We start from the raw sequence: 18,789 nt of genomic DNA, 5'->3' as shown, positions 1-18,789 counted from the left end.
TAAACTCTAAGGAGAGAAGATACATGTCCACATCCAAACCAGCTGACAATCAAGATCAACCTTCAGAACCAACGGTGGATAAGCACGCGCTTATATTCGGTCTAATCTCAGTATTTTTATGCGGAATAGGCTTCAGTATCATAGCTCCTGTGGTTCCATTCCTCGTCCAGCCTTACATTAGCGATCCCGGAAAACAAGCGGTGATGGTTACTCTGTTGACCTCAGTGTATGCGGCCTGCCTGTTCTGTGCGGCGCCTGTGCTGGGTGCGCTGAGTGATAAATACGGACGACGTCCGCTGCTTCTGCTATGCTTGCTGGGTTCGGCTGCCGGTTACTTCATATTTGGCCTTGGAGGGGCTTTATGGGTGCTGTTCGCCGGGCGGATCATTGAAGGGATCACAGGCGGGAGCATCGGTACAATCTTCGCTTATTTTGCAGACATTCTTCCGCCGGAGCAAAGGACCAAGTACTTTGGCTGGGTGAGTGCGGTGGTAGGGGCGGGAACTATTATCGGTCCGTCGATAGGCGGGCTGCTGGCCAAGTTCGGGTATTCGGTGCCCATGTATGCTGGCGCAGCGGTAACATTACTGAATGTGGGTTATGGCTTCCTGTTCATGCCGGAGAGTCTGGAGAAAAGTAAGAGACTGAAGGCAATCCCCTTAGTCAGGCTGAACCCCTTCACGCAGCTTGCGAACCTGCTGTCCATGAAGAACCTCAATAGACTGTTTGTCTCCGCCTTCCTGCTGTGGATACCGAATGGCTCATTCCAGGCTATTTTTTCACAGTTCACATTGGATAATTTCAGCTGGAAGCCGGTGATCATCGGATTGATGTTCTCTATCATGGGCTTGCAGGATATTCTGTCCCAAGGATTCATTATGCCGAAGCTCCTGAAAAGATACAGTGACCGGCAAATCGCCCTCCTCGGAATGGTCTCGGAAATTGTTGGATATGTCCTGTTTGCGTTGTCGGCCTTGTTCGCCTTTTATCCCCTTTTTATCGCAGGGATGTTTATCTTCGGCTTCGGCGATTCGGTCTTCGGGCCCTCGTTCAACGGAATGCTGTCCAAATCTGCCGCAGCGGGCGAGCAGGGACGGGTTCAAGGGGGCAGCCAATCGATTCAGGCGCTGGCGAGAATGATCGGGCCGCTGGTTGGCGGACAGCTCTATGTGTTGCTTGGACCGGCTGCACCGGCATTCATGGGGGTGATCCTCATTGGAGCGGCGATCCCTGTGCTGTATACGATTAACCGGGCAGGAGCATTGTCGAAATAGGTCGTTAGTGTGAAAAAAGGTGCGCAGAAGGCAATGCCCCGGCCCGAAGTTTATCCCTGCTTAATAATTCCAATCTATGCTGAAGAGAAGTTATTGAATTCAGGAAGACAAGCATACGGGGGATTAGATGAATAAGACAGGGACCCTTGGCTATGCGCTCGGGAGACCGGCTCATCGGCCTGAGCGTGGAGCGCTTCCGTCTCCGGTGCTCCAGTATCCAGTCAAGGGAGGGTGTAAGCATGTTTCTGCAGATCGGTGAAATCGCTGAACAAATCCCGGACATTTCGATTCATCACAAATGCGGGTTTGTGGACCAGATTTTCAAAAGCAATCCCCAGCTCCAAGGCGTAGCCGTCACGGAAAACGGGCGCACCGCCGGATTGATTATGAGGATCAGCTTTTATCAGAAAATAGGTACGCTGTATGGGTATACGCTCTATATGGGCAGAACTGTAGAACTGGTGATGGACAAAAATCCGCTGGTGGTGGACTATAACACGCCGATTATTGAGGTAAGCAGGCAGGCGATGTCGAGGCAGGATGAGAATCTGTACGACTATGTGATCGTGACTCATGAGAAGGCCCTGTTCGGAGCGGTTAGCGTACGGGATCTGCTGCTTAACTTCGCGGAGATTCAGGCGGTGGCCGCCAGCTTCCTGAATCCGTTAACAGGGCTCCCGGGGAATATCAGCATTACCGAGTGGATGGTGAAGTCGCTGCTGCAGGATGAATTCAGTGTGCTCTACATCGATCTTGACCATTTCAAGGCGTACAACGACACCTACGGTTTCAAGGAAGGCGACCGTATGATTCAGGCCACTGCGGAGCTGCTGAAGCGTGAGGCGCTGCGGATGAACGGATTCCTGGGGCATATCGGCGGGGATGATTTTATTATTTTTATCAGCGATTATCACTACGAGGAATGCTGCAGAAGCATCATCGCGGCGTTCGATACGGCAGTTAAGGATTTCTATCATGCCGGACATCTGGCCCAGAAATACGTGCTGACCGAGAGCCGTTCGGGACAACTGGAGGAGATCCCGCTGGTCTCGATCTCGATTGCCGTGGTTACGAACCGCAGCCGCCGGTTTGCTTCCATTGAGGAGCTGTCTGTAGAGGCGGCCCGCTTCAAAAAAAGCTGCAAAATGATCAGAGGCAGCAGCTATGTCGATGACAGCGATATCAGTATGCACCGGACGGGCAGCTGAGGTTTCGCCATGTAACTCTCCCGGGATGGCGGTATGCTTGAACAACGGCCGTCAATGCGGTAAGATTGACAACAATAAGAGCATGCCAAGACCCTTTTTACGTGGAGTGTGATGACTATGCAGGGCAAGGGGATGGACTGGTGGGGGGTGCACGAACCCTTCCATATCATGCTGAATAACTACGGGATTGCCGACATCGTGCTGACCCGGCATGCCAAGAGCCGATATGCGGACCGGGTAGCTGCTGAGGACAGCGGAAATGTGGAGGTGACCGCCTGGATCTGGCAGGCCCTGAAGCAGAACCGGCTGAGGCCTTACTCGAACAGTGATTATAATGCCTATCTGATCGATAATGATACGGTGATCGTGGCTGATTTCAGGCAGCTTGAGGGCGTCACGGCCCTCTCCGGAGAGCCGCTGTATGTCATGGTAATCGTGTCTTTTCTGGGCAAAATATCGGTGACTCCGCAGCTCCGGGATCTCAAGCGATACTATTCCTGGCTGCGACATTCCCGGCGCATGAAGCTGTCCAAGAAACGCCGCAGGCGCAAGTAGGATACTTGAAACGAGGGAGGCATGCGGCTTAGGGCTGCGTGCCTTTTTGCTTGAAGACTGAAATTAGCGAAGGAGTCAGTAACGTATGAATTTTCATCAGCTTCATATTTTCTATACCGTGTCCGAACGGGGCAGCTTCTCGGCGGCGGCGCAGACTCTGCATATGACCCAGCCTGCGGTGACGATGCAGATTCAGGCGCTTGAGGATTATTTCGGAACCAAGCTGTTCGACCGTTCCACCAAAAAAATCATACTCACCGAGGCCGGCCTGACGCTGATGCCGTTCGCAGTGCGCAGCATGCAGCTGATGCGCGAGACGGATCAGGCGATGTCGGCCTTCACCCACATGCTGGAGGGCCGCCTGATGCTCGGAGCCAGCCTGACCATCGGTGAATATGTGCTTCCCCGCCTGCTGGGGCCTTTCGGCAAGGAATATCCGAATATCTCGATTATGATGAAGGTGATGAACACTTCACAGATTATGGATGAGATTCATAAGCATCAGCTGAATTTCGGGCTGATTGAAGCGCCGGTCTCCCACCCGGACATGGTGATTGAGCCGGTAATGGGCGATGAGCTGAAGCTGATCGTGCCCCATGAGCATCCACTGGCCGGTCAGGCGGAAGTGACGCTGGCTCAGGCGCTCGCCTATCCATTCGTGCTGCGCGAACGCGGCTCGGGCACACGGCGGGTGATGGAGGAGCAGCTTGAGGCTAACGGGCTTGACCCTGCAGCGATGCAGATTGTGATGGAGCTGGGCAGTACCGGGGCGGTGAAGTCGGCGGTAGAGGCAGGGCTGGGGATTACAATTATCTCGACCTCCTCGGTCAAGCATGAAGTAGCGCTCGGCCTGCTGAAGATTGTCAATCTGACGGATGCCTCCTTCAAACGGCAATTCTACGCTATTCATCTGAAATCGACCTTACTGCCGATCTCGGCGGTAACCTTCCTGAGCTTCCTGCGCCAGCATGCCGGTGGACAGTAACGGATATGCATAGCTAGATGTGTGTAGCTGCATGAAAGCATGTAAACTTACTTGAAAGAACGGAGGAATTCCATGACAGACCCTACAAGTCATAGCGGGCATTCAGAGGCGGAGTTAGCTACAGCGGGTCTTGCTGATACAGCCGGCAGATGCGACCTGCACACCCATACCCAGGCCTCGGACGGCATGCAGCCGCCAGCAGAGAATGTGCGGCTTGGTTACGAGGCTGGATTGGCAGCGCTAGCCATTACCGATCATGATACGGTCAGCGGAGTAGCGGAAGCACTGGAAGCAGGCAAGCGGTACGGGATTACTGTAGTTCCCGGAGTAGAGATCAGCACACGGCAGAGCGGCAAGGAGATCCATGTCCTCGGTTACTATATCGACATAGAACAGGAACTGCTGTTGTCCCGCCTGGAGGAGCAGCGGGGTATCCGGCTCGGGCGTAATGAAGCAATTCTGGAGAAGCTGCGCGGGCTGGGCATTGCGATCACCCTGGAGCAGGTAGTGTCAGGGCTTGGCCGGGAGCTGAAGCCTGATGAGAGCATCGGCCGCCCGCACATCGCGGATGAGCTGGTGCGGCTGGGTGCAGCCGGAGATATGCGGGATGCCTTCGACAAGTATCTGGGCGAAGGTGCGGCGGCCTATGTCTCGCCTCCGCGCATTACCCCGGAGACGGCCTGCCAGTGGATTCGTGAAGCAGGAGGTGCAGCGGTGTTGGCCCATCCGGGAATCTACGGGGATGACGCACTGGTGCGCAGAATCGTGGAGAAATGTGATTTGGACGGCATCGAGGTGTATCATTCCGATCATGGCCCGGCAGAGCATGAGCGCTACCTTGCACTGGCTGCGGAATTCGGCCTGAGTGTAACCGGCGGCTCGGATTTTCATGGTGCGCGGCAGGGCGTTGTTTTCCACGGGGATCTCGGCAGTGTGAGTGTGCCTGCCGCTGTGCTGGAGCAGCTTAAGGCTGCCAGAGGCTGACTGTAGGACACAGCAAAGAGCGCAGGATACAAAAACACAAAACGCCAGACACAAGACACAAAACACAAAACACAAGACACTAAAAACCTCCGACCCTTAGCGCAGGCGCTACAGGACGGAGGTTTTTTGGTAGGAGCAATCCTTACTGTTAGTAAAGCGCATGATCAGTAAGAGGAAACCACCTACTATTGTGTTCGGTTTTCCGCATACAATGTGCCGTTCACCTTCGCACCAGCCCAATGTATTCGGTTTTCCGCTTAACTCCGCAGCACATTCGGCAATTGCTTGATCCGCTCTTCATCGGGCGTGACGAAGAGTGTCCGCTGATGATCGTAGATGACGAAGCCCGGCTTGGCTCCGCTCGGCTTGCGCACGTAACGGATGAGCGTACAGTCCACCGGCACACTGCTGGATTGCTTGGCCTGGCTGTAGTAGGCAGCGAGCTGAGCAGCTTCCTCCAGGGTGGCATCGCCGAATTCCTCACTGCGGATCACCACATGCGAGCCGGGAATATCCTTGGTATGCAGCCAGGTATCGTTCGGAGCAGCGAGGCGGTTGGTGACATACTCGTTTTGCAGATTGTTTTTGCCGACATAGATGTCAACCCCTTCAGAGGAAGTGAATACCTGCAGCGTAGGTCTGGCAGCCTTCTTTTTCTTCTTGCCTTTTTTGCTGCGGTCGCGGAGATAGCCTTGGCTAACCAGCTCCTCGCGGATCTCCTCAATGTCATTCAGTGAGGCATGGGCTAATTGCTGGAGCAGCAGTTCCATATAGGCAATCTCTTCGTGTGTCTTCTTGACCTGCTCGCCGATCACCCGCAGGCTGTTCTTGTACTTGTTATATTTTTTGAAATACCGCTGTGCATTGTCTGTAGGGCTTAGCAGCGGGTCGAGCGGAACGGTAATCTCCGCCTGATTCTCATCATAGTAGTTTACTAGCTTTGCTTCCTTGTCGCCTTTGTTCACGGTGTGCAGGGAAGCGAACAGCAGCTCGCCCCAGATCCGGAACTGGTCTGCATCCTCGGCTTCGTTCAGATCCTTTTGCAGGTTGGCCAGCTTCTTGATGTTCTTGCTGCGCTCGTTGCTGAGGAAGCGGATCAGGTCGCTAACCCGCTGCTTAACCGTGTCCTTCTCCGCCTTGTCCCCGTAATAATCCTCCAGGCACAAGCTTATGGAGCTGTAATGCTTCACATTCCCGCTCATGAGCTTCAGCGGAATGGCCGAGAATACCGGCTTGCCCTTGGCATTCCAACCGGTGACTGGAGCGAATTCCAACTTGCTGACCGGCTCCATGACGGAATGGAAGGCTTCCCAGAGCTGATCGGGCTTATCCATCCCGCTGCTGAAATCCTCAGCTTCTCCGCCCATCTCCTTGTAACGGTGGAGGATCTCTCCGGCGATCAGCGGACTCAGGCCGCTGAAGGCGTGGACCAGCCAGCCGGCCGGCTCTGCTGAAGGGGCCGGGCCGCCTGAGCCGTCAGCCTGCGGTGCCTCAAGTGAGGCCAGCAGTCCGGCGATCTCGCCCTCGATCATATCCTCCTCCGGCTCCTGAGGATGCTCGGCGGCGTAGCGGGCCGCTTCCTCTGCCGAGGCTATCAGGGTAAGGAAGTCCGGCTGGCTGATCTGCAGCGGATTCAGCTTATGCTGCTGCGGCGGCTGGGTATAAGCCGCTCCCGGCATAACGACCCGGTAGCTGCTGATTGACGGGGTGACATGATGAATGCCGTCGATAATCGTCCCCGTGGCCAGCTCGGTCAGAATGATGTTGCTGTGGCGTCCCATCAGCTCGATGATGATTTTTTTGGCGGAGACATCCCCCAGCTCATCCCGTGTTCTGATGGTGATATGAATAATTCGTTCAAGCCCCACCTGGGTAATGCTCTCGATGGTGCCGCCTTCACAATGCTTGCGCATCAGCATGCAGAACATCGGCGCTTCCGCCGGGTTGATGCTGCTTCTCTCGGTCAGGTGCAGCCGGGGGTAGGTCGGGTTCGCCGACAGCAGCAGCTTGCCGCCGCCGCCCGCACCGCGCAGGGTGAAGATGAGGTCATGTGTGCTGGGTTGATATATTTTGCCGACGCGTGCACCGATGAAGGGCTGAAGCTCATGCACGATCGCTTGGGTAACAATGCCGTCTAATGCCATGATAAGGTTCTCCTGTCGCCTGATAATAAAGTACTCCCTCTATGATGCCATACTTTTACCGGTTCGCGCAAAAGGAGAAACCTAGATGCGGTGATATTTTGGGACGACCATGAATACACTTGGACATGAACAGGTGGAAAAGCTGTGCGCCGCCGGAAGTCAAGAAACGACCGGGAGGGGAAAGATTAGTTATGGAACAAAAAAGCTGGCACCGGCTCGGTGCAGAGGAGCTGCAGGAGATGTTCGGCGTTCAGCCGGGAACGGGGCTAAGCGCCGAGGACGCCGCCGCAAGACGCAAAGAGAGCGGGTACAATGAGCTGTCTGAGGGCAAAAGGGTATCACCTTTTACGCTGCTGCTCAATCAGTTCAAGGATTTCATGGTACTGGTGCTGATGGGGGCGACTCTGGTATCCGGCCTGCTCGGCGAATACTTAGATGCCATTACGATTATCGCGATTATTCTGCTTAACGGGGTACTCGGATTCGTGCAGGAGTTCCGCGCCGAGCGTTCGTTAAGAGCATTGAAGCAGCTCTCCGCGCCTACGGCCAAAGTGATGCGCGGCGGGAAGCAGGAGGTGCTTCCCGCCAGAATGCTGGTCCCCGGAGATATCGTCCTGCTGGAGAGCGGGGACCGGATACCGGCAGATGTCCGCTGGCTGCATTGCAGCAGCATCTATGCCGAAGAGTCGGCGCTGACGGGGGAGTCGCTGCCGGTCTCCAAGCATGCCTCGGCGATCTATGCTGAAGACATCCCGCTGGGCGATCAGAAGAATATCGGCTTCATGGGGACGATGGTGACCCGGGGAACCGGCCGGGCTGTGGTCATCCGCACCGGTATGGCTACCGAGATGGGCAAGATTGCCGATCTGATCCAGAACACCGAATCCCAGGAGACCCCACTGCAGCACCGGCTGGAGCAGCTCGGCAAGATTCTGATCTATGTCTCACTGGGGCTGACCATTGTTGTGGTTCTGGCAGGAATTATGCATGGTCAGCCGGCAACGGCGATGTTCCTGGCCGGGGTGAGTCTGGCGGTGGCAGCTATTCCCGAAGGACTTCCGGCCATTGTGACGATTGCGCTTGCGCTGGGTGTCCAGCGGATGATCAAGCGCAAGGCGATTGTCCGCAAGCTGCCCTCGGTAGAGACGCTGGGCTGCGCCTCCGTCATCTGCTCGGATAAGACAGGAACCCTGACGCAGAACAAAATGACAGTCACCCAGCTCTGGAACGCCGGACGGACCCTTGAGGTATCAGGGGAAGGTTATGCTCCGGTAGGCAGTGTGCTCCAGAAAGGCCGGCCCGTTGATCTGAAGAATGACCAGAGTCTCCGGCGCATGCTTCAGGTGGGTGCATTATGCAGCAACGCAGAGATTTATGAGAGCTTCCCCGACACGCGCAGCAAAAAGAAAGGCAAAGGTGCAGAGGCCGATAAAGGGGCTAACGCCCAGCCGGTCTGGGAACTGAAGGGCGATCCTACGGAAGGTGCGCTGGTCGCTTTGTCTGCCAAAATGGGACTAACTGCCCAAACGCTTGCCGTAACCTATACCCGGGAGACGGAGTTTCCGTTCGATTCTGAACGCAAGCTGATGTCGGTGGTTGTGAATCACCCCGGCGGCCGGATGATCTGCACCAAAGGCGCACCCGATGTGCTCCTGAATTGCTGCACGTATATGCTGTGGGAGGGCGGAGTCGTGCCCTGCACGCCGACCTTGCGCCAGAAGGTGCTGGATGCCAATGAACAGATGGCTTCCGGCGCACTGCGTGTGCTGGGGATGGCTTACCGCGATCTGCGGAGCGGAGAAACGGCCGGCAGCGAGAAGGAAGCGGAGAGCCAGCTTGTCTTCGTGGGTCTGGCCGGGATGATCGATCCGCCGCGCAAGGAAGTGCGCGATGCGATCAGCGTGACCCGCCGGGCAGGCATCAAGACGGTCATGATTACCGGCGACCATGGGACGACCGCAGAGGCGATTGCCCATCAACTCGGCATTCTGCAGCGCGGCGGCAGGGTTCTGACTGGTAGCGAGCTTACCCGGATGGACGATGATGCGCTCGATAAGGTATCGGACAATGTCTTCGTCTACGCCCGGGTATCTCCGGAGCATAAGCTGCGGATCGTCAAGTCGCTGCAGCGCCACGGCCATGTCGTAGCGATGACTGGCGATGGAGTAAACGATGCGCCTGCAATTAAGGCCGCCGATATCGGGATCTCAATGGGAATCACCGGTACGGATGTGACGAAGGAGGCTTCGGCCCTGGTCCTCGGGGACGATAACTTCTCAACCATCGTGGCCGCCATTGAAGAGGGACGGAATATCTATGAGAATATCCGCAAGTTCATCCGGTATCTGCTGGCCTCGAATGTCGGCGAGATTCTGACCATGTTCTTCGCCATGATGCTCGGGCTGCCGCTGCCGCTGGTTCCGATCCAGATTCTATGGGTCAATCTGGTTACAGACGGCTTACCTGCAATGGCGCTGGGCGTAGACCAGCCGGAGAAGGATCTGATGGAGCACAAGCCACGCGGTGCAAAAGAAAACATCTTTGCCCGGCGGCTGGGCTGGAAGATTGTCAGCCGCGGGCTGCTGATCGGACTCTGTACCCTGGCCGCCTTCTGGCTGACGCTGCGGATTGATCCAAGCAGCGCGCAGCAATTGATCCGCGCGCAGTCGGTTGCTTTTGCCACCCTTGTGATGGCTCAGCTCATTCATGTGTTCGATTGCCGCAGCTCGCGCTCGGTCTTCTACCGGAATCCGTTCCAGAACAGATATTTGGTTCTGGCGGTCCTGTCCTCTGTGATCTTAATGCTGGCTGTAATGTACCTCCCTGTGCTTCAGCCGGTGTTCAAGACCGTTCCGCTCAGCTTCCGTGAATGGTGCCTGGTGTTGGTGATGTCCGGAATCCCGACCTTCCTGATGGGAGCGGGCAGCGTCTGGGGCGGCAAGAAGAACCGCAGCCGCAGCGGTGGACGCCAGATGATAAAAAGTACAAAGTTTTCAGCATAAAATCAATAGCCTCACTCCACTCCTATAAGGTATGCTGGTTTCACTGAGAAGCTTGGTTTATGATGAACCAGGAATGTGGAAACAGCTGATCTTACTTATAGGAGTGGACCTGACAATGGAATTTACTAAAATGCACGGTTTGGGCAATGATTTTATTATCGTATTCGGCGAGGATGAGCTGCCGGGCAATGCCCCGGAGCTGGCAGTTAAGCTGTGCAACCGGTTCTTCGGCATCGGCGCAGACGGACTGGTGTACATTCTCCCTTCGCAGCGCGGCGATTACATGATGCGTATCATGAACTCCGATGGCTCTGAGGCTGAGCAATGCGGCAATGCGATCCGCTGTGTATCCAAATATGTATATGAGCATGGTCTGGTGGAATCGGAGCAGATTGTCATTGAGACGATTGGCGCCGGAGAACAGAAGGTCTCTCTGAAGGTGAAGGACGGGATCGTGGAGAGCGTAACGGTGGATATGGGTGCGCCGGTCCTGTCCGGACCGCAGATTCCTGTAGCGATCGACGCGGAGCCTGTGCTGGACCAGCCGGTTGAAGTAGACGGCACAGCGTTCAGATTCACCGCAGTCTCCATGGGGAATCCGCATGCAGTCATTTATGTGGATGATGCAGTATCGTTCGATCTCGCTACCTGGGGACCGAAGCTTGAGGTTCACCCGCTCTTCCCGCGTAAGGTCAACGTGGAGTTCGCCACCGTAGTGAACCGTGGCCACGTGGACATGCGCGTCTGGGAGCGTGGTGCAGGTCCCACCCTGGCCTGTGGAACAGGTGCTTGCGCGACTCTGGTCTCCTCCGTGCTGAACGGAGTGACGGACCGCTCGGCGGTCATCAGCCTGAAGGGCGGTGACTTGTTCATCGAATGGAACGAGGAAGACAATCATGTCTATATGACCGGCCCTGCCCAGGTGGTATATACCGGTTCAGTGGATATCTGATATTTGATTCCCATATAAACACTTGCAATCCCCTGCATGCCAGATGCAGGGGGTTTTTTATGTAATTCTGAGCCGGTATGGAACTGGAGTATGAAATGAAAGCCGAATAATGGCAGGCATATCCGCGAATAATAGAACTCTGCATAGAATCAGGGAGGAGGAGCGGAAATGAAGTCAGGGTCCAACCGAAAAGCACAGAATGCGGGAGCAGATCCTGCACCGCGACCGGGACAGCCGCAGGGCAGCGTTCCCTTGGGCCTCGCGGATACGGTCGCCCAAAGTCTGCTTCACATTCAGACGGAGCTTGGCGGCAGTCCAGATCTCCAGATCCGCAGAATCCAGATCGGGGGAGAACGCCGGCTGGAAGCGGCCGCTGTTCATCTAAGCGGACTGGCGGACCCTGCGGCAGTGAATGAATTCGTACTCGGTTCACTGCTGAATCATACGGAGGAGCTGTTCCTTGACAGAACGGATGGCGGTGCTGATAGCCGCGGGGAAGAAGCTTCACTTCCGCAGCAGATACTTAGCCGTGCAATGGAGACAGGTGATGCGGAGCTCCAGGAGAATTGGAAGGAAATCATGCTCGCTATTCTCTCAGGGGACACAGCGATTCTGCTGGAGGGCTGCCGGTCAGCGATTCTGTGCGGAACCAGGGGCGGGGAGCAGCGGGCGGTCAGTGAGCCTTCCTCCCAGCTCGTGGTCAGGGGGCCGAAGGACGGGTTCGTCGAGTCGGTGGCCACGAACATCTCGCTGATCCGCCGCAGAATCAAATCCGCCAAGCTGCGCCTGGAGGTCTTGAAGATCGGTTCGGAGACCCATACCCATGTGGCGCTGATGTACATGAAAGGGATTGCGGGGGAGGATCTGATCCGCGAAGCCAGAGACCGGCTGAACAAGATTGTTATTAATGAGATTCTGGAATCCGGAAATATTGAGGAATTAATTCAGGACAAGACCTTTACGCCGTTTCCGACGATCTACAACTCGGAACGGCCGGATGTGGCTGCAGGAAATCTGCTCGAAGGCCGGGTGGTTATTATTGTGGACGGCACGCCGTTTGTGCTGATTCTTCCGGCGGTGTTTACGCAGTTTTTTCAGTCTGCCGAGGATTATTCCCAGCGGTTCGACATTAGCATATTAATGCGGCTGGTCCGTTATTTGAGCTTCCTCGTTCTGATTCTGGGGCCTTCGGTCTACCTTGCGCTGACTACCTATCATTATGAGATGATTCCGACCACGCTGCTGATTAATCTGCTCTCCCAGCGGGAGAATGTACCCTTCCCGGCCTTTGTGGAGCTGCTCTTGATGGAGCTGGCCTTTGAAATCCTGCGCGAAGCCGGGGTACGCATGCCTCGCGCCATCGGGCAGACGGTCTCTGTGGTCGGTGCGCTTATCCTGGGTACGGCGGTGGTAGAGGCCGGCATAATTACACCCATCATGGTTATCGTAGTGGCGTTGACCGGGATTGCCAGCTTTGCCCTACCGGCTTACAACATGGCGATTGCCGGGAGAATTATCCGGTTTGCTTTTCTGATCATGGCCAGTATATTCGGCTTCTATGGAATTACTCTGGGCCTGATCCTGCTGGTGGCACATATGAGCAGCCTAAGATCCTTCGGTGTTCCTTATCTCTTCCCCTTCGTGCCGCTCTCCATTAAAGGGCATAAGGACACACTGTTCAGAATGCCGCTCTGGCTGACCGGGCCGGACAAGCCGCCGGCACAGATGCGCGAGGAAATGCCGGACTACATGCTGCTAACGACTGGTCATGAAGAGCAGCTCCCCCCGTTAATCCGCAAGAATAGCAGGACTGAGGAGGAGAACCGTGAGGAATAGAATCTTCGGCGGCATAGGTGTACTGTTTGTCCTTCCAATGCTGTTGCTTACCGGCTGCTGGGACAGTGTTGAACTCAACCGGCGGGCGATTGTCTCGGGGGTAGCGATCGACAAGGGAGACACTGAGGCTGAGCGGTACAAGCTGTCCTTTCAAGTGATTGTGGCGGAGGAAATCTCCGGAGAGAAGAGCAGAGGTATATCGCCGGTTGCGCTGTACACAGGAACAGGCCGCACGATGTTCGAGGCGCTGGCAGACGCTTCCCGCCAGACGGCACGCTTCCTCTCCCTGGGACATGTGCGGGTGCTGGTGATCTCGGAGGCGTTCGCCCGCGAAGGCATCAAGGACCTTCTCGATGTGCTGGAGCGGGAGAGCGATACACGGCTGAACAGCCTGATTTTCATCTCCAAGGGACAGCCTGCGCGTGAGATCATGTCCACAATGACCGTGTTCAGCAAAATCCCGGCCAATGATCTGGTGGAGAAGCTGGAGACGACCTCCAAGCAGTTCGGCTATAACTTCCGGATGGCCGTGGATGATGTGATCCGGGGCATTCAGATCAGAGGAGGCGGTCCGGTGATCAACGGGGTATACACCAGAGGAGAGTGGACTCCCTCATCGGGCAGCAATGACAGCCTGAAGAATATCGAACCCCGGTCGATCCTAAGAGTCTCCTCCCTTGCGGCATTCAAGGATGACAAGCTGAAGGGCTGGCTTACGGGTGACGCTGCTCTCGGTACCGTTCTTTTGCATAATCGGATCAAAGAGTTCCCGGTTCTGCTCAAGCAGCAGGAGGGCCGTTATCTCTCCTTCAACATCTATCAGTCCCAGGTGTCACTTGCCGTCGAGTCGTCTGACCCGGAGCATCCTGTCTTTACGGTCAAAATCACGCAGCAGGCTGCGCTCAAGGAAGCTCCGAATCCGCTCGATCTTACCTCGCCTAAAGTGCTGGAAGAGCTGTCAGACCGGCTCATAAAAGAAAGCGTCAAGCATATCCAAGCAGCCATAAGCACAGCCAAAGAATTGGGCAGTGATTATCTCGGCTTTGGACGGGCATTGCAGCGGAAGGATCCGCGCGGCTGGAAGAAGGTCAGGGACCACTGGGAGGACGTATTCGCAGACTGTGAAATCCGGTTCGATGCGGATGTAGTCATCCGGCATACGGATATGCGCAGCAACTCTTTTCAGATTCATTAAGTCTGCCGGTAAGGTAACCGGGTGGGGAGGACCACAGAATATGGGTAAGGTCAAAATCGGACTCGTCGAATTCTTCAGCCTGACGGTGCTGTTCGAGCTGGGCACGGCGCTGGTGGTTAATCTGGGAATGGGGGCAGGCCGGGATGCCTGGCTCTCGATCCTGCTCGGCTGCGCGGCGGGGCTGATGATGTTCACGGGATACGCCTATCTGTACCGCAAGCATCCGGACCAGCCTTTTACAGCTTATACACGGCAAATTCTCGGAAAATATATCGGGGCACCTGTAGGCCTGCTCTACATTATTCTCTACATAAACCTGGCCGCCAGGGATTTGCGCGATGGCAGCACCATGCTCGCAATGTCAACCATGCATCATACTCCGCTGTTTATCTTAAGCACCCTGATGCTGCTCTCGGGAGCTTATGTGCTGCATAAGGGGTTGGAGGTGCTGAGCAGAACGTCCATGGTATTTGCGTTTGTCGTTCTGGGGATCGGCCTGTTCGGGACCGTGATGCTGATACTCTCCGGTACGATTAATCTGCACAGACTGCTGCCTGTACTGGAGAATGGCTTTCAGCCCGTGCTTCGCTCGGTGATTCATCAGAATTATATGTTTCCGTTCGGGGAGATGGTGTGCTTCACGATGCTGATGCCGTACCTGTCCAGTGTCAAAAAAGGGCCTTGGATTATCGCCGCCGCCATGGTGTTCTCCGCGCTGCTGCTCAGCTTCACCATGGCGCTGAATGTTTCGGTTCTGGGTGCTGATATTGTAGAGCGTTCGCCGCTCCCGCTGATGCCGACAATCAGCAAGATCTCCATTTCGGATATCATCCAGCGGGTGGATATTTTCGTGGTGATGGTGCTGATCATCGGGGTGTTTTTCAAAATGGCTGTCTTCTTCGCTGCCGCGCTTATCGGAATTTCGGACCTCTTCAAGATACCGTACCGGAAAATGCTCTATCCCTGTGCGCTGATTATCCTCTTCACCTCGATGCTGGATGCGCGAAGCTTCATTGAACATCTGGATGAGGGCGGGACCCTGCTGTACAAGGTGTATCCCTATTTAATGATAGTCGTTCCGGCGCTGCTGGTAATAGTAACGGCGGTCCGCGATCATTTCTCCGCCCCCCGGCCGGGCTGACGGCCGCTAACCCAATAGATGACATCAGGTATGATAAGGAGCAGCACCAGCACAGCCGCAGTCAGCTTCTCCGAGGTAGTATAGAGCAGATAATTCAGTATATAGCGGATATTCTCCGTGCCGTAGCCGAACATCCAGTCCAGCATGTACAGGTACAGCAGCGAGAGCGCCGACAGCAGGAGGATTACGGCATATTTGCGCAGCAGCAGTTTTCTTATTTTTTTCTTCATTCTTACAGTCTCCTTCTGGCAAGATTAAGCGTAGTATGAATCATTTGCCGGACTGGCATACAAGAATAACGGACGGTCGCCTCTTTTGCCTGCTAAAGCTTATCATCCATCCCGATTTATGTTACATTAGTATGAAACTAATGTCAGTCAAGGGGAGGTTCTTGCGGTGAAGCCGGATTTGCGCTCTGCATGGGAGAATAACGTGTTGGTCGGAGACGGAGCGATGGGAACCTTTTTGTATCAAAAGGGTTTCCCTGTCGGCATCTCCTACGAGGAATTGAATCTGACCTCACCGGAGGTCATTGAGGATGTGCACCGGAGCTACATCAATGCAGGTGCTGTACTGCTGGAGAGTAATACCTATTCCGCGAACTACGACAAGCTGTCCAAGTTCGGACTGGAAGCCAAGGTAGCGGACATCAACCGGGCAGGAGTCCGCATTGCCCGCCGGGCTGCCGGCGAGAACGGTTATGTAGTCGGAGCGATCGGCTCGATCCGCGCCGGCAAACGGGCGAATCTGTCCTCCTCCGAGCTGAAGAAGTTCTTCTCGCAGCAGATTGCCGCGCTTCTGGAGGAAGCGCCGGACGGGATCATGCTGGAGACCTTCTATGATGTCGAGGAGCTTCATCTGGCGCTGAAGGCTGTGCGCAAGCTCAGCACGCTGCCGGTGATCTGTCAGCTGGCTGTGGACGATTCGGCGCGGACGCTGGACGGGTTAACCCTGCCGGAAGCGTTCCATATTCTGCAGCAGGACGGAGCCGATGTGATCGGCTTCAACTGCAACACCGGACCGAACGGGATCAAGCGTGCGCTGGGTACGCTACAGGGCAAGCTGGCGCTGCCGGTGTCGATCTATCCGAATGCGGGGGTAGCCGATTATGTAGACGGCCAGTACCGCTATGGCGCCTCGCCGGAGTATTTCGGACAGATGGCTCCGGTGTTCGCGGATATGGGCAGCCGGATTATCGGGGGCTGCTGCGGGACTACCCCCAAGCATATCGCTGAGATCTCCGCTGCGCTGAAAGGCTATGTGGTGGAGCCGCTGCCTGAGCCCGCTGCCTTCAGTGCGCCTGAGAGAATTGCGGTGCAGGAGCATCTGGCGGATGACGGGGGACAGGGAGGCGGTGAACCGACGCTTGTCGATCTGGTCAAGGAACGCCACACCGTTATCGTAGAGCTTGACCCTCCGCGCGATCTGGACATCGCGAAGTTCATGAAGGGGGCAGAGGCGCTGCGCCGGGCCGGAGCCGATGCGCTGACGCTGGCCGATAATTCGCTTGCTGTCACCCGGATGAGCAATATGGCGCTGGGGCATCTGGTGCAGGCCCGCACAGGCCTGCGGCCGCTGGTGCATATTGCCTGCCGTGACCGCAATCTGATTGGCACCCAGTCGCATCTGATGGGCTTCGACGCGCTGGGGATTGACCATGTGCTGGCCGTGACCGGAGATCCTGCCCGGTTCGGGGATCTGCCCGGCTCAAGCTCGATTTATGACCTGACTTCATTTGAAATTATACGTATGATTAAGCAGCTCAATGACGGCGTGGCCTTCTCCGGCAAGCCGCTCAAGCAGAACGCGAAGTTCGTCATCGGCGCAGCGTTCAATCCCAATGTCAAGCATCTGGACAAAGCGGTCGAGCGCCTGGAGAAGAAGATTGCCTCGGGTGCGGATTATATTATGACTCAGCCCGTGTATGATCCTGAATTGATTGCCCGGATTGCCAAGGCTACCGAGCACCTTGATATTCCGATCTTCATCGGCATTATGCCGCTGGCCAGCGGACGCAATGCAGAGTATCTGCATAATGAGGTTCCCGGCATTCAGCTCTCCGCCGAGGTCCGCAGCCGGATGGCCGGACTCGAAGGCGAAGCGGGACGGGCCGAAGGTGTGCTGATCGCCAAGGAGCTGCTGGATGCGGCTATTGCACATTTTAACGGAATCTATCTGATTACGCCGTTTATGTTCTATGATATGAGCGTGCAGCTGCTGGAGTATATTTGGGAGAAGCAGGGACGTAAGTTATCCCCCTTGTTTCGCTAGTAATAATCAATTACAATAGTGTAATGGATGTGATTCCGTTGTCATATAGTATGACCGGATACGGTCAGTCAGCCCTGGAATACGGCGGACACAAGATAACGTTCGAGGTCAAATCGGTGAATAACCGGTACTGCGAAGTTGTGCTGCGGTTGCCCAGGGAATGGACGGGGTATGAGGATAGGCTGCGCAGAATGGTTCAGGCTCATATCAGACGGGGACGGGTAGATGTTATTATTAATAGAGAACTCACCGACGGGGCGGCTGACACGCATGTGCTGGACCGCCGCAGGGTGAGCTCCTATCTTGATGCAGCGGAGGTACTGGTCCGGGAGTATGGCTTCAAGGGAGAGTTGTCCCTGCGGGATATCCTTGCTATGCCCGGTGTAATGGAACCGAAGGAAGAGACGGCTGTTGCTGACTCCTCCGGAGAACTTGCAGATCTTCTGGAGCAGGGTCTCCAGCTTGGTCTGGAGGCCCTGCTGGAGATGCGCGGACGGGAAGGCTCCTATTTGGCGGCCGATCTGACGCACAGAATTGACCGTCTGGAAGAGCTGCATGCCGGAATCAGCAGATATGCGCCTCTGGTTGTGGAGGAGCAGCGCGAGAAGCTGCGGCAACGGCTTAACCTGCTGAATGACGGGAGCTTCCCCTGGGATGAGCATAAATTCGGCATGGAGATGGCTATTTTCGCCGACCGCTGCAATATAGATGAGGAGCTGACCCGGCTTCACAGCCATTTCGGCCAGTGCCGGGCCTTGCTGCTTGGCAGCGAGCCTGCCGGACGCAAGCTTGATTTTCTCATCCAGGAGATGAACAGGGAGACCAACACAATAGGGTCGAAGTGCAGTCATCTGGCGGTTGTGAATCTGACGCTTGATATGAAGGCGGAGCTCGAGAAGATTCGGGAGCAGGCGGCGAACCTGGAATGACAGGAACCAGGGAGCAAGCTATGATGTTACTTATGGGGGGAACAACCGGAACATGGCAATCAAATTAATCAACATCGGCTTTGGGAATATCGTGTCAGCCAACCGTATTATTTCCATTGTCAGCCCGGAATCGGCACCGATTAAGAGAATTATCCAGGAGGCCAGAGACAGGCATATGCTGATCGATGCCACCTACGGGAGGCGGACGCGGGCTGTCATTATTACTGACAGCGACCATGTGATTCTCTCGGCTGTACAGCCTGAGACGGTAGCTCACCGCCTATCCAGCAAAGACGACGATAACGACGAATAA

15 protein-coding genes are annotated in these 18,789 nt (G+C 55.6%); 13 read left to right on the top strand and 2 right to left on the bottom strand.

Annotated elements, in window-relative coordinates; all coding sequences use genetic code 11:
- The first annotated feature begins 23 nt into the window (after positions 1-23).
- From MKY64_RS13560 to MKY64_RS13540, 5 genes are all read left to right on the top strand, one after another.
- Complete coding sequence (locus MKY64_RS13560) at positions 24-1,274, top strand: MFS transporter (protein WP_340953488.1); 1,251 nt, start codon at positions 24-26, stop codon at positions 1,272-1,274.
- Positions 1,275-1,513: 239 nt separating this feature from the next.
- The gene (locus MKY64_RS13555) at positions 1,514-2,482 is read left to right on the top strand and encodes a GGDEF domain-containing protein (protein WP_340953486.1); all 969 of its coding nucleotides are present in this window, start codon (positions 1,514-1,516) and stop codon (positions 2,480-2,482) included.
- 117 nt (positions 2,483-2,599) lie between these two features.
- Entirely contained in the window at positions 2,600-3,037 is a 438-nt protein-coding gene (locus tag MKY64_RS13550; RefSeq protein ID WP_340953485.1) for a hypothetical protein, read from the top strand.
- Positions 3,038-3,122: 85 nt separating this feature from the next.
- The gene (locus tag MKY64_RS13545; protein ID WP_036729432.1) at positions 3,123-4,022 is read left to right on the top strand and encodes a selenium metabolism-associated LysR family transcriptional regulator; all 900 of its coding nucleotides are present in this window, start codon (positions 3,123-3,125) and stop codon (positions 4,020-4,022) included.
- 72 nt (positions 4,023-4,094) lie between these two features.
- The gene (locus MKY64_RS13540) at positions 4,095-5,006 is read left to right on the top strand and encodes a PHP domain-containing protein (protein WP_340953483.1); all 912 of its coding nucleotides are present in this window, start codon (positions 4,095-4,097) and stop codon (positions 5,004-5,006) included.
- Positions 5,007-5,263: 257 nt separating this feature from the next.
- On the opposite strand, the gene MKY64_RS13535 is transcribed toward MKY64_RS13540, so the two are convergent.
- Positions 5,264-7,150, bottom strand: coding sequence for an Rqc2 family fibronectin-binding protein (locus MKY64_RS13535; protein WP_340953481.1), 1,887 nt, complete (start codon positions 7,148-7,150; stop codon positions 5,264-5,266).
- Positions 7,151-7,341: 191 nt separating this feature from the next.
- Here MKY64_RS13535 and MKY64_RS13530 point away from each other — a divergent pair, with 191 nt between their 5' ends.
- From MKY64_RS13530 to MKY64_RS13510, 5 genes are all read left to right on the top strand, one after another.
- Positions 7,342-10,152, top strand: coding sequence for a calcium-translocating P-type ATPase, SERCA-type (locus MKY64_RS13530; RefSeq protein WP_340953480.1), 2,811 nt, complete (start codon positions 7,342-7,344; stop codon positions 10,150-10,152).
- A gap of 115 nt (positions 10,153-10,267) precedes the next feature.
- A complete protein-coding gene (gene dapF / locus MKY64_RS13525; protein ID WP_340953478.1) occupies positions 10,268-11,104 on the top strand; it encodes a diaminopimelate epimerase in 837 nt (278 codons plus the stop codon).
- 168 nt (positions 11,105-11,272) lie between these two features.
- The gene (locus MKY64_RS13520) at positions 11,273-12,940 is read left to right on the top strand and encodes a spore germination protein (protein WP_340953477.1); all 1,668 of its coding nucleotides are present in this window, start codon (positions 11,273-11,275) and stop codon (positions 12,938-12,940) included.
- Positions 12,930-14,135: a Ger(x)C family spore germination protein gene (locus MKY64_RS13515; RefSeq protein ID WP_340953475.1), complete on the top strand. Its 1,206-nt coding sequence runs from the start codon at positions 12,930-12,932 to the stop codon at positions 14,133-14,135. The genes MKY64_RS13520 and MKY64_RS13515 overlap by 11 nt, the downstream gene beginning before the upstream one ends.
- A gap of 40 nt (positions 14,136-14,175) precedes the next feature.
- Entirely contained in the window at positions 14,176-15,276 is a 1,101-nt protein-coding gene (locus tag MKY64_RS13510) for a GerAB/ArcD/ProY family transporter (RefSeq protein ID WP_339256029.1), read from the top strand.
- On the opposite strand, the gene MKY64_RS13505 is transcribed toward MKY64_RS13510, so the two are convergent.
- Positions 15,249-15,506 carry a hypothetical protein gene (locus tag MKY64_RS13505; RefSeq protein WP_339256031.1) on the bottom strand — a complete coding sequence of 86 codons (258 nt, stop codon included), beginning with the start codon at positions 15,504-15,506 and terminating at the stop codon, positions 15,249-15,251. The two genes, MKY64_RS13510 and MKY64_RS13505, sit on opposite strands and share 28 nt — an antisense overlap.
- A gap of 166 nt (positions 15,507-15,672) precedes the next feature.
- On the opposite strand from MKY64_RS13505, the gene MKY64_RS13500 reads away from it, so the two are divergent.
- Genes MKY64_RS13500 through remA form a run of 3 tightly spaced genes read left to right on the top strand, consistent with a single transcriptional unit; the run spans position 15,673 to position 18,789 of the window.
- The gene (locus MKY64_RS13500) at positions 15,673-17,547 is read left to right on the top strand and encodes a bifunctional homocysteine S-methyltransferase/methylenetetrahydrofolate reductase (protein ID WP_036729413.1); all 1,875 of its coding nucleotides are present in this window, start codon (positions 15,673-15,675) and stop codon (positions 17,545-17,547) included.
- 38 nt (positions 17,548-17,585) lie between these two features.
- Positions 17,586-18,476 carry a YicC/YloC family endoribonuclease gene (locus tag MKY64_RS13495; RefSeq protein ID WP_340953472.1) on the top strand — a complete coding sequence of 297 codons (891 nt, stop codon included), beginning with the start codon at positions 17,586-17,588 and terminating at the stop codon, positions 18,474-18,476.
- 52 nt (positions 18,477-18,528) lie between these two features.
- On the top strand, positions 18,529-18,789 hold the full coding sequence (gene remA, locus MKY64_RS13490) for an extracellular matrix/biofilm regulator RemA (RefSeq protein ID WP_006209218.1): 261 nt from the start codon (positions 18,529-18,531) through the stop codon (positions 18,787-18,789).

This window comes from Paenibacillus sp. FSL R7-0210 (genome assembly GCF_038009085.1).
In the GTDB taxonomy this organism is placed as follows: domain Bacteria; phylum Bacillota; class Bacilli; order Paenibacillales; family Paenibacillaceae; genus Paenibacillus_AQ; species Paenibacillus_AQ silagei.
Note: the sequence above shows the minus strand (reverse complement) of the source record. Positions and strands in the feature narration are given on the sequence as shown.

What these genes read in the sequence shown, in the direction of transcription:
- MKY64_RS13560 (WP_340953488.1), top strand. Translation starts at nt 24, where the DNA reads ATGTCCACATCCAAACCAGCTGACAATCAAGATCAACCTTCAGAACCA.
- MKY64_RS13555 (WP_340953486.1), top strand. Translation starts at nt 1,514, where the DNA reads ATGTTTCTGCAGATCGGTGAAATCGCTGAACAAATCCCGGACATTTCG.
- MKY64_RS13550 (WP_340953485.1), top strand. Translation starts at nt 2,600, where the DNA reads ATGCAGGGCAAGGGGATGGACTGGTGGGGGGTGCACGAACCCTTCCAT.
- MKY64_RS13545 (WP_036729432.1), top strand. Translation starts at nt 3,123, where the DNA reads ATGAATTTTCATCAGCTTCATATTTTCTATACCGTGTCCGAACGGGGC.
- MKY64_RS13540 (WP_340953483.1), top strand. Translation starts at nt 4,095, where the DNA reads ATGACAGACCCTACAAGTCATAGCGGGCATTCAGAGGCGGAGTTAGCT.
- MKY64_RS13535 (WP_340953481.1), bottom strand. Translation starts at nt 7,150, where the DNA reads ATGGCATTAGACGGCATTGTTACCCAAGCGATCGTGCATGAGCTTCAG.
- MKY64_RS13530 (WP_340953480.1), top strand. Translation starts at nt 7,342, where the DNA reads ATGGAACAAAAAAGCTGGCACCGGCTCGGTGCAGAGGAGCTGCAGGAG.
- dapF (WP_340953478.1), top strand. Translation starts at nt 10,268, where the DNA reads ATGGAATTTACTAAAATGCACGGTTTGGGCAATGATTTTATTATCGTA.
- MKY64_RS13520 (WP_340953477.1), top strand. Translation starts at nt 11,273, where the DNA reads ATGAAGTCAGGGTCCAACCGAAAAGCACAGAATGCGGGAGCAGATCCT.
- MKY64_RS13510 (WP_339256029.1), top strand. Translation starts at nt 14,176, where the DNA reads ATGGGTAAGGTCAAAATCGGACTCGTCGAATTCTTCAGCCTGACGGTG.
- MKY64_RS13505 (WP_339256031.1), bottom strand. Translation starts at nt 15,506, where the DNA reads ATGAAGAAAAAAATAAGAAAACTGCTGCTGCGCAAATATGCCGTAATC.
- remA (WP_006209218.1), top strand. Translation starts at nt 18,529, where the DNA reads ATGGCAATCAAATTAATCAACATCGGCTTTGGGAATATCGTGTCAGCC.